At 44.9% G+C, this 20,826-nt stretch carries 12 protein-coding genes; 9 read left to right on the top strand and 3 right to left on the bottom strand.

Annotation, left to right across the window (positions count from 1 at the left end; translation table 11 throughout):
- Positions 1 to 4: 4 nt before the first annotated feature.
- A complete protein-coding gene (locus tag BMW86_RS20265; protein ID WP_089783770.1) occupies positions 5 to 601 on the bottom strand; it encodes an RNA polymerase sigma factor in 597 nt (198 codons plus the stop codon).
- A gap of 339 nt (positions 602 to 940) precedes the next feature.
- Here BMW86_RS20265 and BMW86_RS20260 point away from each other — a divergent pair, with 339 nt between their 5' ends.
- From BMW86_RS20260 to BMW86_RS20220, 9 genes are all read left to right on the top strand, one after another.
- Positions 941 to 2,614, top strand: a complete 1,674-nt coding sequence (locus tag BMW86_RS20260; protein ID WP_089783769.1) for a DUF8189 domain-containing protein — start codon at positions 941 to 943, stop codon at positions 2,612 to 2,614.
- Positions 2,615 to 2,675: 61 nt separating this feature from the next.
- Positions 2,676 to 2,975: a protease inhibitor I42 family protein gene (locus BMW86_RS20255; protein ID WP_089783768.1), complete on the top strand. Its 300-nt coding sequence runs from the start codon at positions 2,676 to 2,678 to the stop codon at positions 2,973 to 2,975.
- Between the two features lie 242 nt (positions 2,976 to 3,217).
- The gene (locus BMW86_RS20250) at positions 3,218 to 5,677 is read left to right on the top strand and encodes a PKD domain-containing protein (RefSeq protein ID WP_089783767.1); all 2,460 of its coding nucleotides are present in this window, start codon (positions 3,218 to 3,220) and stop codon (positions 5,675 to 5,677) included.
- 35 nt (positions 5,678 to 5,712) lie between these two features.
- Positions 5,713 to 7,638, top strand: a complete 1,926-nt coding sequence (locus BMW86_RS20245) for a gliding motility-associated C-terminal domain-containing protein (RefSeq protein ID WP_089783766.1) — start codon at positions 5,713 to 5,715, stop codon at positions 7,636 to 7,638.
- A 66-nt stretch (positions 7,639 to 7,704) separates the two neighbouring features.
- Positions 7,705 to 9,630, top strand: a complete 1,926-nt coding sequence (locus tag BMW86_RS20240) for a gliding motility-associated C-terminal domain-containing protein (RefSeq protein WP_089783765.1) — start codon at positions 7,705 to 7,707, stop codon at positions 9,628 to 9,630.
- 231 nt (positions 9,631 to 9,861) lie between these two features.
- The gene (locus tag BMW86_RS20235; RefSeq protein ID WP_089783764.1) at positions 9,862 to 10,905 is read left to right on the top strand and encodes an NAD(P)-dependent alcohol dehydrogenase; all 1,044 of its coding nucleotides are present in this window, start codon (positions 9,862 to 9,864) and stop codon (positions 10,903 to 10,905) included.
- Positions 10,906 to 11,116: 211 nt separating this feature from the next.
- Positions 11,117 to 12,649, top strand: coding sequence for a TolC family protein (locus BMW86_RS20230; RefSeq protein ID WP_255372970.1), 1,533 nt, complete (start codon positions 11,117 to 11,119; stop codon positions 12,647 to 12,649).
- Positions 12,650 to 12,652: 3 nt separating this feature from the next.
- On the top strand, positions 12,653 to 15,883 hold the full coding sequence (locus tag BMW86_RS20225) for an efflux RND transporter permease subunit (RefSeq protein ID WP_089783762.1): 3,231 nt from the start codon (positions 12,653 to 12,655) through the stop codon (positions 15,881 to 15,883).
- Between the two features lies 1 nt (position 15,884).
- Positions 15,885 to 17,006 carry an efflux RND transporter periplasmic adaptor subunit gene (locus BMW86_RS20220; protein WP_255372969.1) on the top strand — a complete coding sequence of 374 codons (1,122 nt, stop codon included), beginning with the start codon at positions 15,885 to 15,887 and terminating at the stop codon, positions 17,004 to 17,006.
- Between the two features lie 128 nt (positions 17,007 to 17,134).
- Here the strand turns inward: BMW86_RS20220 and BMW86_RS33215 are convergent, their stop codons facing one another.
- Together BMW86_RS33215 and BMW86_RS20210 are read right to left on the bottom strand one after the other, a co-directional pair.
- Positions 17,135 to 18,973 carry a carbohydrate-binding protein gene (locus BMW86_RS33215; protein ID WP_089783760.1) on the bottom strand — a complete coding sequence of 613 codons (1,839 nt, stop codon included), beginning with the start codon at positions 18,971 to 18,973 and terminating at the stop codon, positions 17,135 to 17,137.
- Between the two features lie 157 nt (positions 18,974 to 19,130).
- Entirely contained in the window at positions 19,131 to 20,768 is a 1,638-nt protein-coding gene (locus BMW86_RS20210; protein WP_089783759.1) for a glycosyl hydrolase family 18 protein, read from the bottom strand.
- Between the last annotated feature and the right edge of the window lie 58 nt (positions 20,769 to 20,826).

The raw sequence follows: 20,826 nt of genomic DNA, 5'->3' as shown, positions 1-20,826 counted from the left end.
GATTTTAAATTATTTTTAAAATAAGCAGGATGGACATAATTTCCTTTAAGGCGGCTAATGCCCGGGACGTTAATTTATAGGTAGCCCGTACCTGCATATTCATGATACCGGCTATTTCTTCGAAGGAGAGTCCTTCAAAGAAGCGGAAATAGATAATTTCCCGTTGACGGGCAGTCAGCTGACCAAGCGCGTCCTTTACCTGTTTGGACAACAAGGCGTACTCCTCTCCTGCTATTAGTTGTTTATCAAAACCTACTTCAAAAGAGAATTCCAGGTTTTCGTCTGTATAAGTGGTGTTCGCCCTTTCTTTAATTAATCTTAATAACTGGTTACGGAAAGATTTAAGGAGATAGTAGTTAAAGCCTTTATCGGCAGAGATGGAAGTACGGTACTTCCAGAGGGAGATGAATGTCTCCTGGATGGCATCCTGTACCAGGTGAATATCTGTGGTAAACTTCTTACCATAGTTGTACAGTAACTCATTATACTGTGTATATAATGCTTCCAGGCTTTGTACATTGCCCCTCTTTAATCCATCCCATAAAGATTGTTCACCTGACAATACGACTGTTTTGTTTAACCCTATAAATGTACTATACATTTAAATATAACCAAAAGTGGAACCTATATGACAAAATATTTATTGTTAAAATTTTTAACAATAAGTATTTTGTCAACGTATAAATACGCATTTTTTCACTTGCAACTGATTGCAATTCAACATTTATTTTTTTTGTAGCTGATGTTGTTCTAACTTTAAGACGGAACGAGCATGCATGCAATTCCTAAGCGTTATGTGATTATTATTCACCCCCCAAATTCTCTGACTCGCTAGTCTGGACTTAACCAAGTTATTGAACCTGTAAAATCTCCAATTGTCGAAAGACACGAAGGAAGAATCCTATTTCATTTTAATTCACTCCAAAACACCACATTCAACATGTCCAATCTCAAAATCACGGACCTGGTAGCCGATCTTAAAAAGGCTAACACCCAATGGCAGGCGAGAGAAACACCTGTTTCAGTATTGCCCGAACCACAACAATTAGCAATGCTGGGCGTAGTTGTTAACAAAGCGGAACTGGCTTCTGTTATGAAACCCGTTGCAGGCGCCGCTCCCACCCAAGCCACGTTTGCTCCCGCAGTAGACTGGCGCAACCATAACGGGAATCATATCACTCCCGTTAAAGACCAGGGCGGATGCGGTTCATGCGTTTCTTTCTGTACTACTTCCGTAACAGAAGCAATGGCTTCTATTGAACTGGGACAATTACTGGACCTTTCTGAAGCAGACCTGCACTTCTGCTCCTCCCATGGCGCCAATTGCGGCGGATGGTGGCCTACAGATGCATTTGCGCAGATCAAAACCCGCGGTATTCCGGATGAACCATGTTTCCCATATAATACCGCTTTCCCGGGCAACAACATCTGGCAATCACCTCCTCATTGCACCGTAGGACCCAATCGCGATGCAAGAGCTGTGAAGATCACAAACTCTACTACGATCGCTGATGTTACAGCTCGTAAAAACTATATTTCCAATAATGGTCCCTGCTCTGCAGTGATGCATGTATACGAAGATTTCTTCTCTTATGCAGATGGTGTATATACCCATGTAAGTGGCGTAGATAAAGGTCTGCATTGCGTAACAGTAATCGGTTATTCAGAGGCTGAACATTGCTGGATCTGTAAGAACTCCTGGGGCTCCGGATGGGGTAAAGGCGGTTTCTTCAAGATCGGCTACGGACAGGCTGGTATCGATACTGAATTCCCATTCTGGACTGCCAGTGGCGTGAAATTACCTGCTCCTGCTCATGGCTGGCATGGTTATGAAAACCTGGGCGGTCTGCTTACATCAAGACCAAATGCTGTTTCCTGGGCTGCTAACCGCATTGATGTGGTTGTAAGAGGCACAGATTCTGCTGTTTACCATAAATGGTGGAACGGTAGCTCCTGGCTGGGCTGGGAATCTCTTGGCGGCATGATCCAGGGCGCACCTGCTATCTGCTCATGGGCAAGTGGCAGACTGGATGTATTTGCGCTCGGTATGAACCATCACCTGTGGCACAGATACTACCAGGGCGGATGGAGCGGATGGGAAGACCTGGGCGGTATGCTCTCTTCCGAACCGGCCTGCGTTAGCTGGGGACCAAACCGCATCGATATCTTCGCTCGCGGTATGAACTCTTCTATGTGGCACCTCTGGTATGATGGCGCATGGCATGGATGGGAAGATTTAGGCGGCATTATCACTTCAGCACCTGCAGTGTCCTCCTGGGCCAGTGGCAGACTGGATTGTTTTGCACGCGGTACCAACAACCACCTGTTCCATAAATGGTTCGATAAAGGCTGGAGCAACTGGGAAGATTTACAGTCTAATATGATGGGAAGTCCTGCGGCACAATCGTGGGGTCCTAACAGAATAGATATATTCTATCCTGGCTTAACCTACAACATGATGCACAAATGGTGGGATGGTAAGAGCTGGAGCGGAGATGAAAATCTCGGCGGCGTACTCTCCTCTGATGTGGGCGTTTGCTCATGGCAGGCAGGCAGACTGGATTGCTTTGTACAAGGCACAGATTCTGCGATGTATCATAAATGGTATGTATAATAAACTATATTGCGGGTTACGGATTAATCTGTAACCCGCAATTTAATAAAACACGTATCATATGGAAATCGAAGAAAAAGAAATCAAGGTAGGTACATCCTTACCTATTATACTTCCCGGACTGGGTACTGCCGGTTTTCAATGGTTTTTTAAGGCAGATACAGAAGACTTTATCGATATAAAACCCTATCATTATACAGTTGACTCCATGTTGCAACAGGCTGGCAACAGCAATGACGATGTTTACCTGATAACAGGTAAGGCCCCCGGCCTTACAAACATAACTTTTGAGCAAAGAAGGATCTGGGAGAAAGACGGAGTGGCCATTAATACCAAAAATCTGGCCATTACAGTTGTATAAAAGCAGTTATGTTACACCCAATTTAGTTATTTAAATTATAAATATATATTCCCTACCCCCCCATTTTTCCTTTCCCAAAGTATTTAGATGAGAAGGTTTAAAAAGTGTTGGCAGGAGCATCGCTTTCCGGTGTTCCATGCCTTGTGTGCGGCTATGCCCTGATCATACCCATTTACGTCCACGGTATACCTATGCCTGTACCGTTGGTCTTTTTGTTTAATGCTAACCTATAATGACCATTCATGAAGCGTACGTTTACCATTATCCTGCTGGCAGTATTACTGACCGGCACTAACGTCTTATTTGCCCAAACCTATACGCCCATTCCCGTTACCGGGTTCAATAGTGATATTGTAGCGGAAGCAGGAAACAATGCAGTTGCTGTTACCTCTACCATAATAGACGGAAGTAATCACGTTATCTATACTACCGGTTTTGCAGCACTGAACGGAGTAACCGGAGGTATTATCAATACCGGCACTATCGTCAGCGGTACCCGTACTTACCAGATGGCAGCCTATACAGCCAACAATGCACTGTATATGTCTTCCGCCGGTAATGTGCCCAATACGGTAGGTACCGGCACACTCACCCTTGCCACTCCTAAAGCCTACAGCAATTTAAGCCTGCTGGCCTTCGGTACAGAAAACAACAGCGTAGTAACAGTGACCCTGAATTTTACAGATGGTACTACCGTTAATGCAGGTAATATCACTATTAAAGACTGGTTTGGCGGTACCCCCTTTTTAACCAGTGGTTTTGGACGTCTTACCCGGTTAACTGCAGCTCCTTATACCGTGGATGGATTACCATCTAATCCACGTATGTATGCCTTTGATTTCTTAGTCCCCTGTGCTTCTCAGTCTAAACTGGTACAATCTATCACCTTCAATTATATTCCCGGTGCCAACCCCAGTTCCAGAGCGCTGATCATGGCAGTTTCCGGAGTGGGGTATACACCACTCACCTATTCACAGGTGATCACCAATCCTGTTTGCGGTGGCGCCAATGGCAATATTGTCCTCACAGCCACCGGTGGTACTTCTCCTTTAACCTATAGCTGGAATACTAACCCAACCCAAACAACCGCCTCTGCTACCAACCTGGTAGCAGGGTTTTATACCTGCGCTATCAGAGATGGCAACAACTGTATTACAACTGTATTTGATACTCTTGTACTGAAATCTTTAGCCAGTATTACAGCAGTGGCCAATCCAACAATGATATGCAGCGGGTCCGCTTCTGCCTTATCTGCTACGGCTACAGGCGGCACTGTAAGCGGCTATGCCTGGAACCCCGGCAATATCAGCGGAGCTAATACTTCCGTTACGCCTACCGCTAATACCCAATATATTGTTACTGCAAAAGATGCATTCAGCTGTGTGATCGCAGATACGGTTGATGTAACTGTAAAGCCTACACCCAGTGCTGCATTTGATATACGCCAGCCTGCTGTTTGTCTTGGTTTTGCAGATACACTGATGTACACAGGTGGTGCCGGTCCAACAGCAACTTATGCATGGGACGGTGGTGGTGCACCAGTACAGGGTGGTGGTGTTGGCGGCAACCCGGATTGGTACTGGCTGAATTATACCGCTGCTGGTACTTATACAGTATCTCTGCAGGTAACTCAAAATGGTTGTGCATCTCCTTTGGTAACACATCAGATCACTGTGCAGGCTCCGCCTGTTGCCAGTTTTAGTGTGAGTAAAAATCCGGTTTGTACAGGCGAGATAGTGACTGTTACCTTTACCGGTACTGCCAGTAATGCAGCTATTGCACAATGGAACTGGGGAGGCGGTTCTCCGCAAAGCGGTACCGGCCTTAATCCACGCCTGGTAAAATACCTGAGCAGCGGAACTATTTCCCTGACTGTTACCGATGGCGTTTGCGTAAGAACTGCTACACCGGTAGCAATGGATGTTATCACAAGACCTTCTGCAAAATTTACTCCGGATATCATCACCGGATGTACACCCGTTACCGTAAACTTCACCAACCAATCTACTTTTGCAGATTCTTACAAATGGTTTTTAGGAGATGGTGGTACTGCTACCAGTAAAAACATTTCCCATACTTACAGTGATGACGGAACATATACTGTTACACTGATAGCAGGCTCACAACAGTTATGTTTTGACACACTGACAAAAACAGGGTTGATCAATGTTATCCCTCCACCTGTTGCCAGTTTCACAGCACAACCCGGAGAGAACATTCCTATAGAATATAAAAATGCGACGTTCAATTTTACAAATACTTCACAGCATGCAACCACCTATGAATGGGAGTTTGGCGATGGTATTACCTCATCAGAAATTAATCCTGTTTATAAATGGGAATTACCGGGCGACTACCGTGTAACCCTATACGCCAGAAATGATATCGGATGTATGGATAGTACCAGTCGCGCGTGGTATAAAATAATTCCCGATCTCGTACTTGATATACCCAATGCATTTAGTCCGAATGGAGATGGTATCAACGACCGCTGGAACCTGGATGGATTAAAAGCACGCCCTGCATGCCAGGTAGAAGTGTTCAACCGCTGGGGACAAACGGTCTACAAGAGCAACGGATACACCATTGGATGGGATGGTCTGCGACAGGGAAAACCTGTGAGTGAAGGCACTTATTATTATGTAATCAAAACAGCGCCCGGAGAGAAACCCTATACCGGATGGGTAGTCCTGTTACGCTGATAAACTCTTTAACATCAACCAAAAAATACAAGTGAATGAAAAGTATTTTTATTGTTATCCTTATGCTGGCTACATGGACCTGCAGTTTACATGCACAAACTTATTCTCCTGTTGCCATAACCGGATACAACAATGATATAATAGCCGAAACCGGAACAGATGCAACGGCTGTTACTTCTACGGGAGTAGATCTTCAGCAGAAGATCCTTTACTCGCTGGGCTTTGCTGCTACCAATTCAATAGCAGGAGGTTTAGCAGATAACGGTACTATTGTAAGTGGTCAGCGTACCTACCAACTGGGTGATTATGCCCTCAACAATGCGTTATATCTTTCGGCCAATGCATTTGCAGCCAATACGCTTGCATCCGGAAGCATTGCTATGGTAACACCGGCTACCTTCACCAAAATAAGTGTACTGGCATTTTCCACTGAGCAAAGCAGTGTACTGGATATCAGTCTGAAATTTACAGATGGTACTGTTATTTCCGGCGGAACAGTAAATGTTGCCGACTGGTTTAACGGACCGGGTTCTGTCATTTCATCAGTAGGCCGTATACAGCGTATTCCTTCTCCACCTTATGTTGTAGAAGACCTGGCGGCTAGTAATCCCCGGTTTTACCCGATAGATATAAATATCCCCTGCGCTGTTCAATCAAAGATGCTGGATTCCATCTTCTTTAATTATGTATCAGGTGGCGGTAATGATTCCAGGGCAGTTATCCTGGCGCTTTCCGGGGTAAGTTATACCCCGATGACCATCACCTCTTCTCTTGTAGTGGCAGACTGTGGTAAATCGAATGGTAGTGCCACTGTGAGTGCAGAAGGCGGAAGCCCTCTTATTACCTATGAATGGAATACTGTACCCGTACAATTAACAAAAACAGCAACAGACATTCCTGCCGGGACTTACACCTGTACAATTACAGACGGAAATGCGTGTACTACCATGGTACCAATGACGGTAACAGAGAAATCTGTGGTGAAGATGAAAGCAACGGCCAGGCCGGGCAGTATCTGCTCCGGCAGTGCTACTACCCTCTCCGCCATCCCATCCGGCGGTATTATCATGCATTATACCTGGCAGCCTAGCAATATCACCGATTCTACTACCAGCATCTCTCCTACTGATACTACTATGTATGTAGTGACAGGAGAAGATTTCTTTGGTTGCCTCACCAGCGATAGTATTAAAGTATCCGTGATACCCCGGCCGGCAGCACCGGTAGCTTCTCCGACATCTATATGCCCGGATAGCTTAGCTACTTTATCTGTGCTCACGCCTGATTCCTCACTGGGCTACAACTGGTATCCTTACCCTTCCGGCGGAGATATCCTGGGTACAGGAGATACCTTTGTGACACCACCTGTAAGTGAAACTACCACCTGGTATGTAGAAGCCGTTACAGGCCCTTGCAGCAGCGATCGCGTACCGGTGACCGTCACACCATTTGACAGACCAGTAACGCCTGTTGTAGTCAACACAGCGGTGACCACCAACAGTGCTACCTTCTCCTGGAAAGGTATTCCCGGTGCCACCGGTTACCTTATCTCCATAGATGGAGGAGCATATATAACCGTAACAGATACTTTCTACAACGTTACCGGACTGCAACAGGAAACTGTGAATATACGGGTCATCTCTCTGGGCACTTTAAGCTGCCAGACCAGCTTACCAGGCCAGGCTACAGCGAAACTAAAACCAGGAGAGGTATTTATCCCTAATGCCTTCACACCAAACGGAGACGGGAAGAATGATATCTTCAAACCCGAAGGGAATATCAAAACACTTGATATGAAAATCTTTAACCAATGGGGAGAGCTGATATCAACAGGTAGCGGATGGAATGGGACCAGTGGAGGAAAGGCTCAACCAATGGGCGTTTATATGTATGCGATGAAAATTATTATGACTAATGGAACGGAAGTGATAAAAAAAGGTTCGGTGAACCTGTTAAGATAAAAAAATGGCTGACCCTGATTCACTCCGGGGTCAGCCATCAATTTTACCCATTTTAATTACCCCCCGATGAAACGCATTGTAATTGTTATCCTATTGTTGGCTGTATGCCTGAGCAAACTCTATTCACAGACTTACTCCCCTGTTACAGTAACCGGCTTTAACCAGGATGTTGTAGCAGATACCGGTACCAATGCGACTGCTGTTACCAGCAGTGAACTGGACCTTGTTTTTAATATCCTTTACAGCACCACCTTTGCTGCTACGAATAACCTTGCAGGCGGCATTCCTGCTAACGGGCTCATATCCAATGGAGGGTATAATTTTCAGCTGGAAAATTATGCATTAAATAATGCACTTTTTATGTCTGTTGGCGGTACACAGCCAAACACGCTTCCTTCCGGCACATTAACACTTGCTACTCCTGCTTCCTTCAGTAAACTCAGCCTGTTATCTTTCTCTACCGAATACTTCAGTGTATTAAGTGCAGTCGTAAATTTTACAGATGGTACTTCTACAACTGCTTATCAGCAAACGGTAGCAGACTGGTTTGATGGACTTACCCCGGTTATTTCAGGTTTTGGACGTATTAAAAGATTATTGGGGCCACCTTATGTTGTGGATGGTATGATTACAAATAATCCGAGATTTTATCCTTTTAATATTTCTCTTTCCTGTACAGACCAGTCAAAACTGGTGGAGTCAATTACAGTGACAGAAATTTCCGGAGGCGGGCCTAATTCAAGAGGAGTAATACTGGCTGTAGCAGGTGTTGGTTCAACACCAATGTCCGTAACACCGGTTGTTATACCTGCTGCCTGCGGACAAGCAAATGGAAGTGCTTCTCTTGATATAACCGGCGGTACCCCTCTTCTCAGTTATGAATGGAATACAACGCCTGTGCAGTTAACACAAACTGCTACCAACCTGCCTGCAGGCACTTATACCTGTACTGTTACAGATGGTAATCTGTGTACTACCCTGGTACCAATGACGGTGACGGAGAAGTCGGTAGTGAAGCTGAAGGCAACGGCCAGACCGGGCACCGTTTGTTCCGGTAGTGCTACTACCCTGTCTGCCATTCCAACCGGTGGCATTATCATGCATTATACCTGGCTGCCCGGTAATATCAACGATTCTACTACCAGCATTTCTCCCGCAGATACAACAACTTATGTAGTGACAGGAGAAGATTTCTTTGGTTGCTTCACCAGCGATAGTATTAAAGTATCCGTGATACAACGACCCGCAGCGCCACTGGCTTCATCGATATCTATATGCCCGGATAGTTTAGCGACTTTATCTGTACTATATCCTGATTCTCAGCTAATCTACAACTGGTATCCTTATCCTTCCGGCGGAGATATCCTGGGTACGGGAGACATTTATACCACGCCTCCAATAGATGAGACCACCACCTGGTATGTGGAAGCCGTTACCGGCCCTTGCAGCAGTGATCGCGTACCGGTGACTGTCACACCATTTGACAGACCAGTAACGCCTGTTGTAGTCAACACAGCAGTAACAACCAACAGTGCCGCCTTCTCCTGGAAAAGTATTCCCGGTGCCACCGGTTATCTTATTTCCATAGATGGAGGAGCGTATATCACCGTAACAGATACTTTTTATAATGTTACCGGACTGCAACAAGAAACCGTGAGTATACGGGTCATCTCTCTGGGCACTTTAAGCTGCCAGACCAGCTTACCAGGCCAGGCTACAGCTAAACTGAAACCAGGAGAGGTATTTATCCCTAATGCCTTCACACCAAACGGAGACGGAAAGAATGATATCTTCAAACCAGAAGGGAATATCAGGTCACTTGATATGAAGATCTTTAACCAGTGGGGAGAACTGATAGCAACAGGTAGCGGATGGAATGGGACCAGTGGAGGAAAGGCCCAACCTACGGGAGTTTATATGTATACAATGAAAATTATCATGACGAATGGAACGGAAGTGATAAAAAAAGGGGCCGTCAATTTGTTAAGATAGTGATAAAAAAAGTTTGATAAATATGCTGATCTAAAATTCCACGTTATTATTGTGAACAGACTGAGATAGGTGATCTCATTAACAACATTTATCTCATGTATTTCAGAGGGCTGACCTGCAAAGGTTGGCCCTCTATCTTTTTAAATAGCGCTGCCAGAATTTGAAATAGCGTTTACTTTGCACAATAATTCGAGAGCTTCTCAATTCCATCACTTATATTAATTATTTTTTATGATCGCTACTAAAGGATACGCAGCCCCTGCTGCGAAAACTTCGCTTGCACCTTTTAATTTTGAACGCAGGGAACCAGGACCACACGACGTACAGTTCGATATTTTATATTGCGGGGTTTGTCACTCAGACCTTCACCAGGTGGAAGACGAATGGGGAAATGGGCTATTCCCGATGGTGCCGGGCCACGAAATCGTAGGCAGAGTTACCAAAGTAGGTAGCCATGTAACTAAATTCAAAGTGGGAGACCTGGCCGGTGTAGGTTGCCTGGTAGATTCCTGCCGCAAATGTGAGAACTGTACTGACGGACTGGAACAATATTGCCTGAATGGCATGTCCGGAACTTACAACGGCTACGAACAGGATAAGAAAACCCCTACTTATGGCGGTTATTCCAATCTGATAGTGGTAGATGAGGCATATACACTGAAGGTATCTGAGAAACTGGACCTGGCAGCAGTAGCTCCACTATTATGTGCCGGTATCACTACTTATTCCCCTTTACGCCACTGGAAAGTAGGCAAAGGTCATAAAGTGGCTGTATTAGGACTAGGCGGCCTGGGCCATATGGCGGTGAAATTTGCGGTTTCTTTTGGTGCAGAAGTAACTATGCTCAGTACTTCACCATCCAAAAAAGCAGATGCTGAGAAGCTGGGCGCCCATCACTTCCTGCTCACTACCAACCCCGATAACCTGAAGGCAGCTGCTGGTTCCTTTGATTTTATTATCGATACAGTATCTGCTGAACACGATTACAATGTGTACCTGGGACTTTTAAAGACCAGTGGTGCCATGATTTGTGTGGGTGCGCCTCCAACACCTTCTGTGATCTCTTCTTTCAGCCTGATCCTGGGCAGGAAAACCCTGGCAGGTTCTATGATCGGCGGTATTGAAGAAACACAGGAAATGCTGGATTATTGCGCAGAACACAATATTGTGTCTGATATTGAACTGATTGACATGAATTATATCCAGAAAGCGTATGAGCGCATGCTGAAAGCAGATGTCCGTTATCGCTTTGTTATCGATATGGCTACATTGTAGTTTTTTATGATTCTTTGATTTATACAATTATTTGTTTGAATGAAACAATACAAACGAATGATATAAGTACAATCTTTGCATATCGATTGAAGGATTCATAAGAAAGGTACTACGGATAGAAGCAGAAAGAACCACGTTTAATCGCTGGTTCTTTTTGCTTTTTTTGTAAGGCTTTCAGAGAGATCTTCCATTCGTTATAATATGACTAACAATGCTAAAGATAAGCTGGAGATCAGGAACATGGGGAACCCGCCTGAAATACCAACCAGCGAATGATGCAAATTATTTCCGACTCACTTTACATCCGGAAATACATCTCTGGAGTCTATCGATTAATGTTCATAAAATCATGCAAAGAAAAAAACTCGTTTGTTTATTTTTTCTCCTGGTGCTCTATGGAAGTACAAAGGTGCATGCACAGGTACTCACTTTAAAAGAGGCCGTGCAGACCGCACTTACTAATTACGGTTCCATTAAGTCAAGGGCGAATTATATAAACGCTTCAAAAGAATCAGCCACACAGGCAAAACGCGATTACCTGCCCAACTTAAATGTTTCTGCACAACAGGACTATGGTACCGTTAACGGGCAATTTGGTCCTTCTTATGGCTTAAACGGATTAGGGGTAGCTTCTTCAGGACCTACACTCTCTTCTCAGAATTCAAATGCTGCTTTTGGAGGTTTGTATCTTGCCAACATCAACTGGGATTTCTTTGCTTTCGGACGTTCCAGAGAAAAGATCAAAACCGCACAGGCGGTGGTAACCAGGGATGAAGCTGATTTACAACAGGAACAATTTCAGCAGGAAGTAAGAGTAGCTGCGGCTTATCTGAATCTGCTGGCAGCACAACGCTTAACAACTTCCTGGCAGAGGAACCTCGCAAGAGCGGATACTTTCCGCTTTGTAGTAGTGACCAGGGTGTTGAACGGACTGATTCCCGGCGTGGATTCTTCTCTTGCCAATGCAGAAGTATCCAGTGCAAGAATCGCTTATACAAAAGCGAAAGACTTCGAACAGACTCAGGCAAATCAACTGGCTGTGCTGATGGGTGTACCGCCTAAGGATTTTGTGCTGGACACCGTGTTCATTACAAAAATCCCTTCTTCTTTATTAGATCCTTTACACGACAGTTTACAGAATCATCCATTACTGAAGTATTATGAAAACCGTATCAGGTTGAGTGATGCACAGGCCAGCTATTATCATACACTGAACTTCCCTGCATTCTCCTTATTTGGTGTAGGGCAGACAAGAGGTTCCGGATTCAGTTCATCGTATGCTACTGACCAGACAGCCTATACGAAGAATTACTGGGATGGTGTAAAACCCTCCCGCAGTAACTACCTGATAGGTATAGGTGTTACCTGGAATATTACTACTCCGCTGAGAGTCAGTCACCAGGTAAAAGCACAAAAGTATATCTCTCAGGGATTAAAGGATGAATACGATCTTGTACAACAGCAACTGAATGCACAGATCTCACTGGCCGGCACACGCATCCTGAATGCACTGGACAATTACAGGGAAGCGCCCATCCAGGTGAACGCTGCGTCTGATGCATACCTGCAACGCACTGTATTATATAAGAACGGGCTCACGAATATTGTAGATGTAACACAGGTTTCCTATACGCTTAACCGCGCTGAAACAGACCGCGATATTGCTTATACAAATGTATGGCAGGCTTTATTACTGAAGGCTGCTGCCAGTGGGAACTTTTCTCTATTCATCAATGAATTTTAGTTCATGAACCTGATAAGACTAGCATTACGCAAACCGATAACGATACTTGTGATCGTGGCCGCACTTTTCTTTTTCGGCATCAGCGCCGTGCGCACGATCAAAATAGATATATTCCCGAAGCTGGACCTGCCGGTGATGTACATTGCGCATCCCTTCGGCGGATACACACCTACACAGATGGAGGCTTATTTCGGTAAGCAGTACATCAACATCCTCCTGTATGTAAACGGGATCAAAAGCATTGAAACAAAAAACATACAGGGCCTTACCCTGATAAAGGTGAACTTTTATCCGGGTACCAACATGGCACAGGCACAGGCAGAATTAAGTGCCTTCTGTAACCGTATACAGGCGATATTCCCGCCAGGCTCACAACCGCCCTTTATCATCCGTTTTGACGCCTCTACCCTTCCCGTTGGGGAATTGGTACTAAGCAGTGAGAAACGTGGTAATAACGAGCTGTTAGACCTTGCAAACACCTATGTACGTTCTTCCTTTACAACCATCCCCGGTCTGGTATCGGCTCCTCCTTTTGGTGGTAACCTCCGTACCGTGGTGGTAAAAGCAGATCCTGAACTGCTGCGCTCACATAACCTGACAGTAGATCAGCTGGTAGAAGCCATCCGTGTAAATAACCAGACTTCTCCTTCCGGTAACGTGCGTATCGGTAATATCAACTATATCACTCCTGCCAATACTACTATCAAAAATGTAAAAGACTTTGAAGATATCCCGCTGTTTAAAGGTGGTGTACAGAACCTGTACCTGCGCGATGTGGCTACCGTGGAAGATGGTGCGGATATTACTGCCGGTTATGCACTGGTAAATGGTAAAAGGTCTGTATATCTGAGTATCGCCAAATCCGGTGATGCCTCTACCTGGGAAGTGGTACAGAAGCTGAAGGCTGCGATGCCTAAATTCCAGGCATTGCTACCGGAAGATGTGAAACTGACTTATGAATTTGACCAGTCCGTATACGTAATCAACTCTGTAAAAAGTCTGATCAGTGAGGGCACCATTGGTGCAATCCTCACGGGACTGATGGTGTTGTTATTCCTTGGTGACCCCAGGGGGGCATTGATCGTAATATTAACGATCCCCACCTCTATCATTGCCGCGGTACTGTGTTTAAAAATAGCAGGGCAAACCATCAATATCATGACGCTGAGTGGCCTTGCACTGGCTATCGGGATCCTGGTAGATGAGAGTACGGTGACTATTGAGAATATACACCAGCACCTGGATATGGGCAAGCCCAAGGGGCTGGCCATCTGGGATGCGTGTAAGGAAATAGCCTTCCCGAAATTACTGATCCTGTTCTGTATCCTGGCGGTGTTTGCACCTGCCTTTACAATGGGTGGTATTCCGGGTTCACTGTTCCTTCCACTGGCATTAGCGATCGGTTTTGCCATGGTGATCTCTTACTTCCTGGCACAAACGTTTGTACCTATCATGGCCAACTGGATCATGAAAGAGCATAAACCTGTACATCCGCATATTTCTCATAAAGGTGATGATTCCTGGGATGAGAAGAAAGAACTGGTGGAAAGAGTAGATTTTAATGATGATGGAAGGATTACCCTGTTTGATAAATTCAGGAACCGCTTCATGCGTTTCATTAACAGGATCCTCCCTGCGCGTAAAATCATCGTATCGGCTTATATCGTTATTGCATTAGGATTAGTAGTGCTGTTGTTATCCAATATCGGACGCGACGTATTACCACGTGGTAATGGCAGTCAGTTCCAGTTAAGGTTACGCGCACCTGAAGGTACACGTGTAGAAACAACAGAAGAAAAAACGATTCTGGCAGCGAAGGCCATCAGGGATATCGTAGGTGCAGAAAATGTGTCTATTACCTCTTCTTACGTAGGGCAACATCCGGGACAATTCTCTATCAGCCCGATTTACCTGTTCATGGCAGGTCCGCAGGAAGCTGTTATGCAGGTAGCGCTGAAAGAAGAGTACAAAGTAAATATGGATCAGCTGAAGGATAAGATCCGGGCTAAACTGAAAGAAGTAGAACCGGATGTACAGCCTTCATTTGAACCTATTGAACTAACAGATAAAATCCTGAGCCAGGGTTCTCCTACCCCGGTTGAGATAAGGATGTCCGGAAGAAACAAGAAGCTGAATGAAGAGTATGCACAGAAGGTAATAGATCAACTGAAAAAGATCCCTTACCTGCGTGATGTACAGCTGGGACAGTCTACCAAATACCCTGCATACAAGGTAACGATAGACCGTATACGTGCTGCACAGCTGGGAGTTGACCTGAATGATATCTCCCGTTCACTGACGGCCTCTACCTCTTCTTCCCGTTATACGGATAAGAATATCTGGATAGATGAAAAGTCGAACCTGAGTTATAGTGTGCAGGTAGAGATCCCTGAGAATAAGATGACCGATCTTCATTCGATGATGGAAATTCCTCTGCTGAGAAATTCTGCCCGTCCTGTGCTGGGAGATGTGGCTACTATTACACGCGATACTACTTATGGTGAAGCGGATAACTTAGGTGCGTTACCAACGTTGTCTGTTACGGCCAATACAAATAATATAGATCTTGGTACAGCTACAAAAGATGTGAACAAAGCGATTGCATCTTTGGGAGAACTGCCACGTGGATTGACGGTGGAACTGATTGGTTTAAGTCAGACGCTTACAGACACGCTGGATAGCTTACAGGATGGATTGCTGGTAGCGATCATCGTGATCTTCCTGATGCTGGCAGCTAACTTCCAGTCGTTCAAGGTGTCCCTGGTAGTACTCACCTCTGTACCGGCAGTACTGTTAGGTTCACTGTTATTACTGACGATCACCGGCTCTACCCTGAACCTGCAATCTTATATGGGTATTATCATGTCCGTGGGTGTATCCATTTCCAACGCGGTATTACTCATCACCAATGCAGAGCATTTACGCATGCATAACGGGGATGCATTATTATCTGCGAAAGAATCGGTAGCATTACGTCTGCGTCCGATATTAATGACCACGCTTGCGATGGTAGCAGGGATGATCCCGATGGCCAGTGGCCTGGGTGAATCCGGCGACCAGACATCCCCGCTGGGACGTGCTGTTATTGGTGGCCTTATCGCCTCTACCTTCAGCACCCTCTTCATATTACCACTGGTATTTGCGTGGGCACAAGGCAAAACAACTACCCAATCCGTATCTCTTGATCCGGAAGATAAAGAAAGTAAAAACTATGTACCATCTTTGCATGAATAGTATGAACAACACAAAAACACTGGCTATCACATTGATGTGTGGCCTACAGGCAGCCATGCTGTTAAGCAGCTGCGGTCATTCAGAAGGAAAGGCAGAAAATACAGACGCTACTACCAAAGAAGTAATTACAGTAGCTGCTACTACTTTACATAAAGGTAAGCTGGCATCTACCCTGCAAATACCGGGCGAACTGGTTGCCTTTCAACAGGTGGATATATATGCTAAAGTGAGCAGCTTTGTAAAGAAGCTGAATGTGGATGTAGGATCTGAAGTTAGCACTGGTCAGTTACTGGCTACTATGGAAGCCCCTGAGATCACTTCACAGTTATCCGGCGCTGAGTCCAGGCTGAAATCACAGGAAGCGGTATACCTGGCCAGCAAAGCCAATTACGACCGCTTACATGAAACCAGCCTTACGCCAGGTACTGTTTCCAAAAACGACCTGGATATTGCGCAGGCAAGGATGAAATCTGATGCAGCACAACTGGAATCTGCCAAAGCAGCGTATAAAGAGATTACCGACAACAGGAACTATCTCGAAATAAGAGCACCTTTCAGTGGTATCGTAAGTGCCAGGAACGTGAGCGCAGGTGCTTATGTAGGCCCTACAGGCAAAGGATCTGAATTTCCTTTGTTTACTTTACAGGAACAGAAGAAATTACGTTTAGTGATTTCCGTTCCGGAAGCCTATACCAGCTACCTGACCAGCAACAGTGAAGTGGGATTCACGGTGAAAGCATATGCAGGTCAGAACTTCACAGCTAAAGTAAACCGTTTGTCTGGTGTGATGGATACACGTTTACGCTCTCAGCGTATAGAAATGGACGTTACGAATAATGATAAGAAACTGATGCCGGGTATGATTGCGGAAGTAAAGATCCCGTTGAATACAGCAGACAGCGCTTTCATTTTACCAAAAACAGCCGTTGTTAATTCAACAGTGAATGTATTTGTGGTAAGGGTAACAAATGGTAAAGCTGAAAGAGTGCTTGTACAGACAGGACATGACGCAGATGGTAAAATAGAAGTATATGGTAATCTGAATGCCGGCGATACAATAGTAACCGTGGCATCAGAAGAAATAAGAGATGGCGCTGATCTGAAGCACCTGAAATTAGATTAACAGACTGGCACTCACAACGTAAACGGTCAGATAGCTCAATGCTGTCTGGCCGTTTTTTTATTGAAAAAAGTAAGGGGCCTTGAAAGGCCCCTTCTAATTAAACTATTCCTAACTATTCATAAATGCTCCTATTGGATCAATACCTTTTTAGTATACTGTTTAGTACCATTGGTTACAATCAGTACATAGAATCCACTGGAAACATTGTGTGTTGAAAGTGTTACTGTTTTAGCATTTGCTTTCCTGTAACTCACCACACGTTTGTTCAGATCTACCAGGGATACCTGTACAGGCGCTGCCGCATTGTACTTAGGTACGTTGATTGTTAAAGTACCTTCTTTAGCTACCGGGTTTGGATACAATACCAATTCTTCATTATCCTTTGCATCCTGCTCTGCTTTTGCTGCAATAGCAGATGCAGCATCCACCACTTTGGTAATCCTTATCCAGTTAACATTAAAGCCACCTGTTTGTGCATATACACCTAACGCATAAGTACCGGCAGTCACCGTTACATTATGAGAGATGGTGGTCCAGTTCTGCCAGCCACCTGTTGAAGGCACATTCAGATAACCTAAAACGGTAGTACCTGCATTCAGGTCCAGTGATAACTGAGCACCACCATTTAAGCTGGCTACACGGTATTCTACTTTATAAGTACCTGATGTAGGGAAGTTAATGTTGCTGAAAGCTAACCAGTCGCCGGTATCAATGCTACCCACGTTAGAACCGCCATCTACATCAGTAGTAGCTTCTGTGATAACACCTGCCATAGAAGTATAATTCTCTGCCTGTATCAATGTGCTGGGAGTAGTTGTACCGTTTGCACTGATGATGAGAGAAGATACTTTATCATTCCAGGTAGCCACGTCCAGTAAAGGCACATCGGAAGTGATAGTAGTACTGGCACCGGTGAAATTATCATCAGCATATAATACTACTTTGTAACCTGCGGCTACTTTAAGGGAAGTAAGATCATCGTTTTTTGCACCGTATGCCTTCAGTTTAGCCAGGTTATAGCTGCCTGCAGGTAATGCTACGCCATATCCTCCATAGTTGGAATCCTGGAATGCATTTACTACCACAGGAGGCGGTGTAGTATAAGTGAAAGGATACGCTGCCTGCGCCGCTACGAATTGTGCTTCATATTCTGAAGTCCAGCCGAAGGCAGTAGTAGCCAGTGATTTCAGGTTTACACCTGCAGCGCCACTCCAGAAGTGTACAAATTGCCCCATGTTCAAACCACCATTGTAATCATTGCCGTTTTTAGGGAAGTACAATGCCAGCTGAACAAAATAACGGTTCAATACCTGGGTACCGCCATAATTGTTGTAAATGGGGTAGAACCAGTCTTTAAACCATTTGGTCCCGGCTCTGGGGAAATTATCTCCTGCACTGTTATAAAATTCATTATAAGCCTGGGTAGCATCATCGGTCCTGCCCAGGGATTTATAAACATCATAAATAAATATTTCTGCCCATTTACTGTCTCCCCATACACCAAAGGCTGGTGAGCCATGTGAGTTCTTTGAATCACCTTCTACAATATGTGCTACTTCATGTGTCAAAAGGTTACGATCACCATGAGTAGCGTTGGTCCATGGTCCGGGGCCCGCATCAATTACATCCCTGTAGTCATGACTTGCATCAAAGTAACCTGATGGATGGCCTCCGCTATACTTATTGGTATGCAAAACCGCAAACAAATGTGGGTCATCACCAAAGTAGCCGTATGTACGTTTTGTATACCGCCATACGTCTCCCAGGTACTGTTGGGTCCACGTTACGGAGCTACTTACATCATTGTCATAGTACAACGCCAGGTCATTGTCGTAAAATACACGGGTTAACAATTGGTTGTGCTCAAACCAATGTTCCTGCCAGGTAGCAGGGGGCGTCTGGGCCTTTAGGGCAGTGGTGGAAAAGGTACCGGCCAGCAGCAGAATAAGTAGATTTTTCTTTTTCATTTAGATATTGATTAGTGAATAAATAGCTATTCTGAGAATAAAATTTGAAATATGGAGATCCATCTTTCTTTTGATTAATGTTTATTCTGAGGGAAAAAACTGACCAGGACCCGCCGTCAGGTTTCCTGTTTACCACATCCTGGTCAGCCTTTACAATTTATTGTATGATCACTTTCTTCGTGTAATTGCTGCTACCGTTTTTAACAACGAGTATATAGAAGCCTGCGCTCAGTTTTTCTGTTCCTACAGTAACTGTTTTCGCATTTGCTTTCTGGTATACTACTGTCTTTTTGTTTACATCCAGCATAGACACCTGTACGGGTGCATTTGCGTTGTAATCACGGATGCTTACGGTAATAGCGCTACCTCTTGGAACAGGGTTCGGATACAGCAGTAATCCTTTGCCGGTTTCAACACTTACAGGTTCAGCTTTTGCTGCTACTGTAGACAAACGTGCAGCGGATGCTGTTACGATGCCGTAGTTGAAATTCTCCCAGCCCTGTGCCACAGCACGGTTGCAGGTCATTGCTTTTGTACCGTTTTCTGAAGAAACGTATTTACCGTTGTTACCACGCAGAGAGAAAGTACCATCTGCATTGGTGATCCAGTCAAACATTTCCCAGGCCTGTATGGTAGCTCTGTTACAAGTGATGGTTTTGGTTCCGTTCTCTGAAGAAACATATAATCCCTGGTTGCTGAGCGCCACTTTACCGTTACCGGCATCTACTACAGAAAACTGTTCCCAGCCCTGTACAGCAGCCCTGTTGCAATTCATACCGGCAGTATCACCATCTTCAGAAGAAACGTACTGACCATTGAAACCTTTCAGCCAAATCGTTTTACCAATCGGCGCAGTAGAAGGATGTGTGGTAGTATCTCCACTTCTTGCTACAACTACTTCGTGAATAGCACTTACCAGTGAATTTGCACCGGTTCCTTCATCGTTGGATAATTCCCACATCATGATACCTGCACCACGGTCGTAGGCCAGGTTGGTTTTAGCTTTGATAGTAGTGATACCATTATAGCCGTACTTATTATTAAATACGTCTGCATAAGGATCAGCGCCCATCTTCAGCAGATCGTTGTAGGCGATATAATCAGGATGTGCATAAAAAGGAACACCGAGAACGGCTTTCTCTTTAGGTAATCCGCGACCCAGCCAGTAGTTTAAACACTGTACAGCCAGTGCGTAAGTAGAGTGCTGAAAATCGTTGTCATCATATGCCATGATGTTCAGGAAGTCTGCGATAGGGAACAGTGTACTTAAAAAGCTATCATCACCATAATCTCCGATTACTGCTGCTGTTACTAATTTACCCTGTGGGTGAAAAGCATTAGCCAGTTGTTGCATCAGTGTTACGAAACCCTGTGCCTGTGCACCTGCAGATGGATATTCCCAGTCGAGGTCAACACCGTCCAGGTTGTACTGGTTACAGAAGTTCACCATGCTGGTTACAAAGTTCGCACGATAAGTAGCATTCACCGCTGTTGTTCTGAAACCAACATCACCACCACCGCCACCAACAGAGATAATCACTTTCACACCTTTAGCATGTGCTGCTGTAACAAGTGCCTGCAGTCTTCCCGGATCATCCGGTGGCGTATAACCACCGGTGCCATTAGGGATCAGGAATGCATAGTTTATATGTGTTAGTTTATCGAATTGAACATTACTTACGGTACCACCCCAGGTAGGGAGGTAACCGATTACCTTAAACTGTGCGGATGATTGCAGGGATACTGCGATCAACAACAACAGAAAGGCGATTTTTCTGTAGAGGTTTTGTGTCATAAAAACAGGTTTTCCCGGATTGTTTTTAAATGGTTAATCTAAGGAAAGAGCCTGACCG

The sequence above is a fragment of the Chitinophaga sp. YR573 genome (assembly GCF_900110995.1).
GTDB lineage: Bacteria > Bacteroidota > Bacteroidia > Chitinophagales > Chitinophagaceae > Chitinophaga.
The sequence above is the reverse complement of the archived record's forward strand: the minus strand, read 5'-3'. Positions and strand labels throughout refer to the sequence as shown.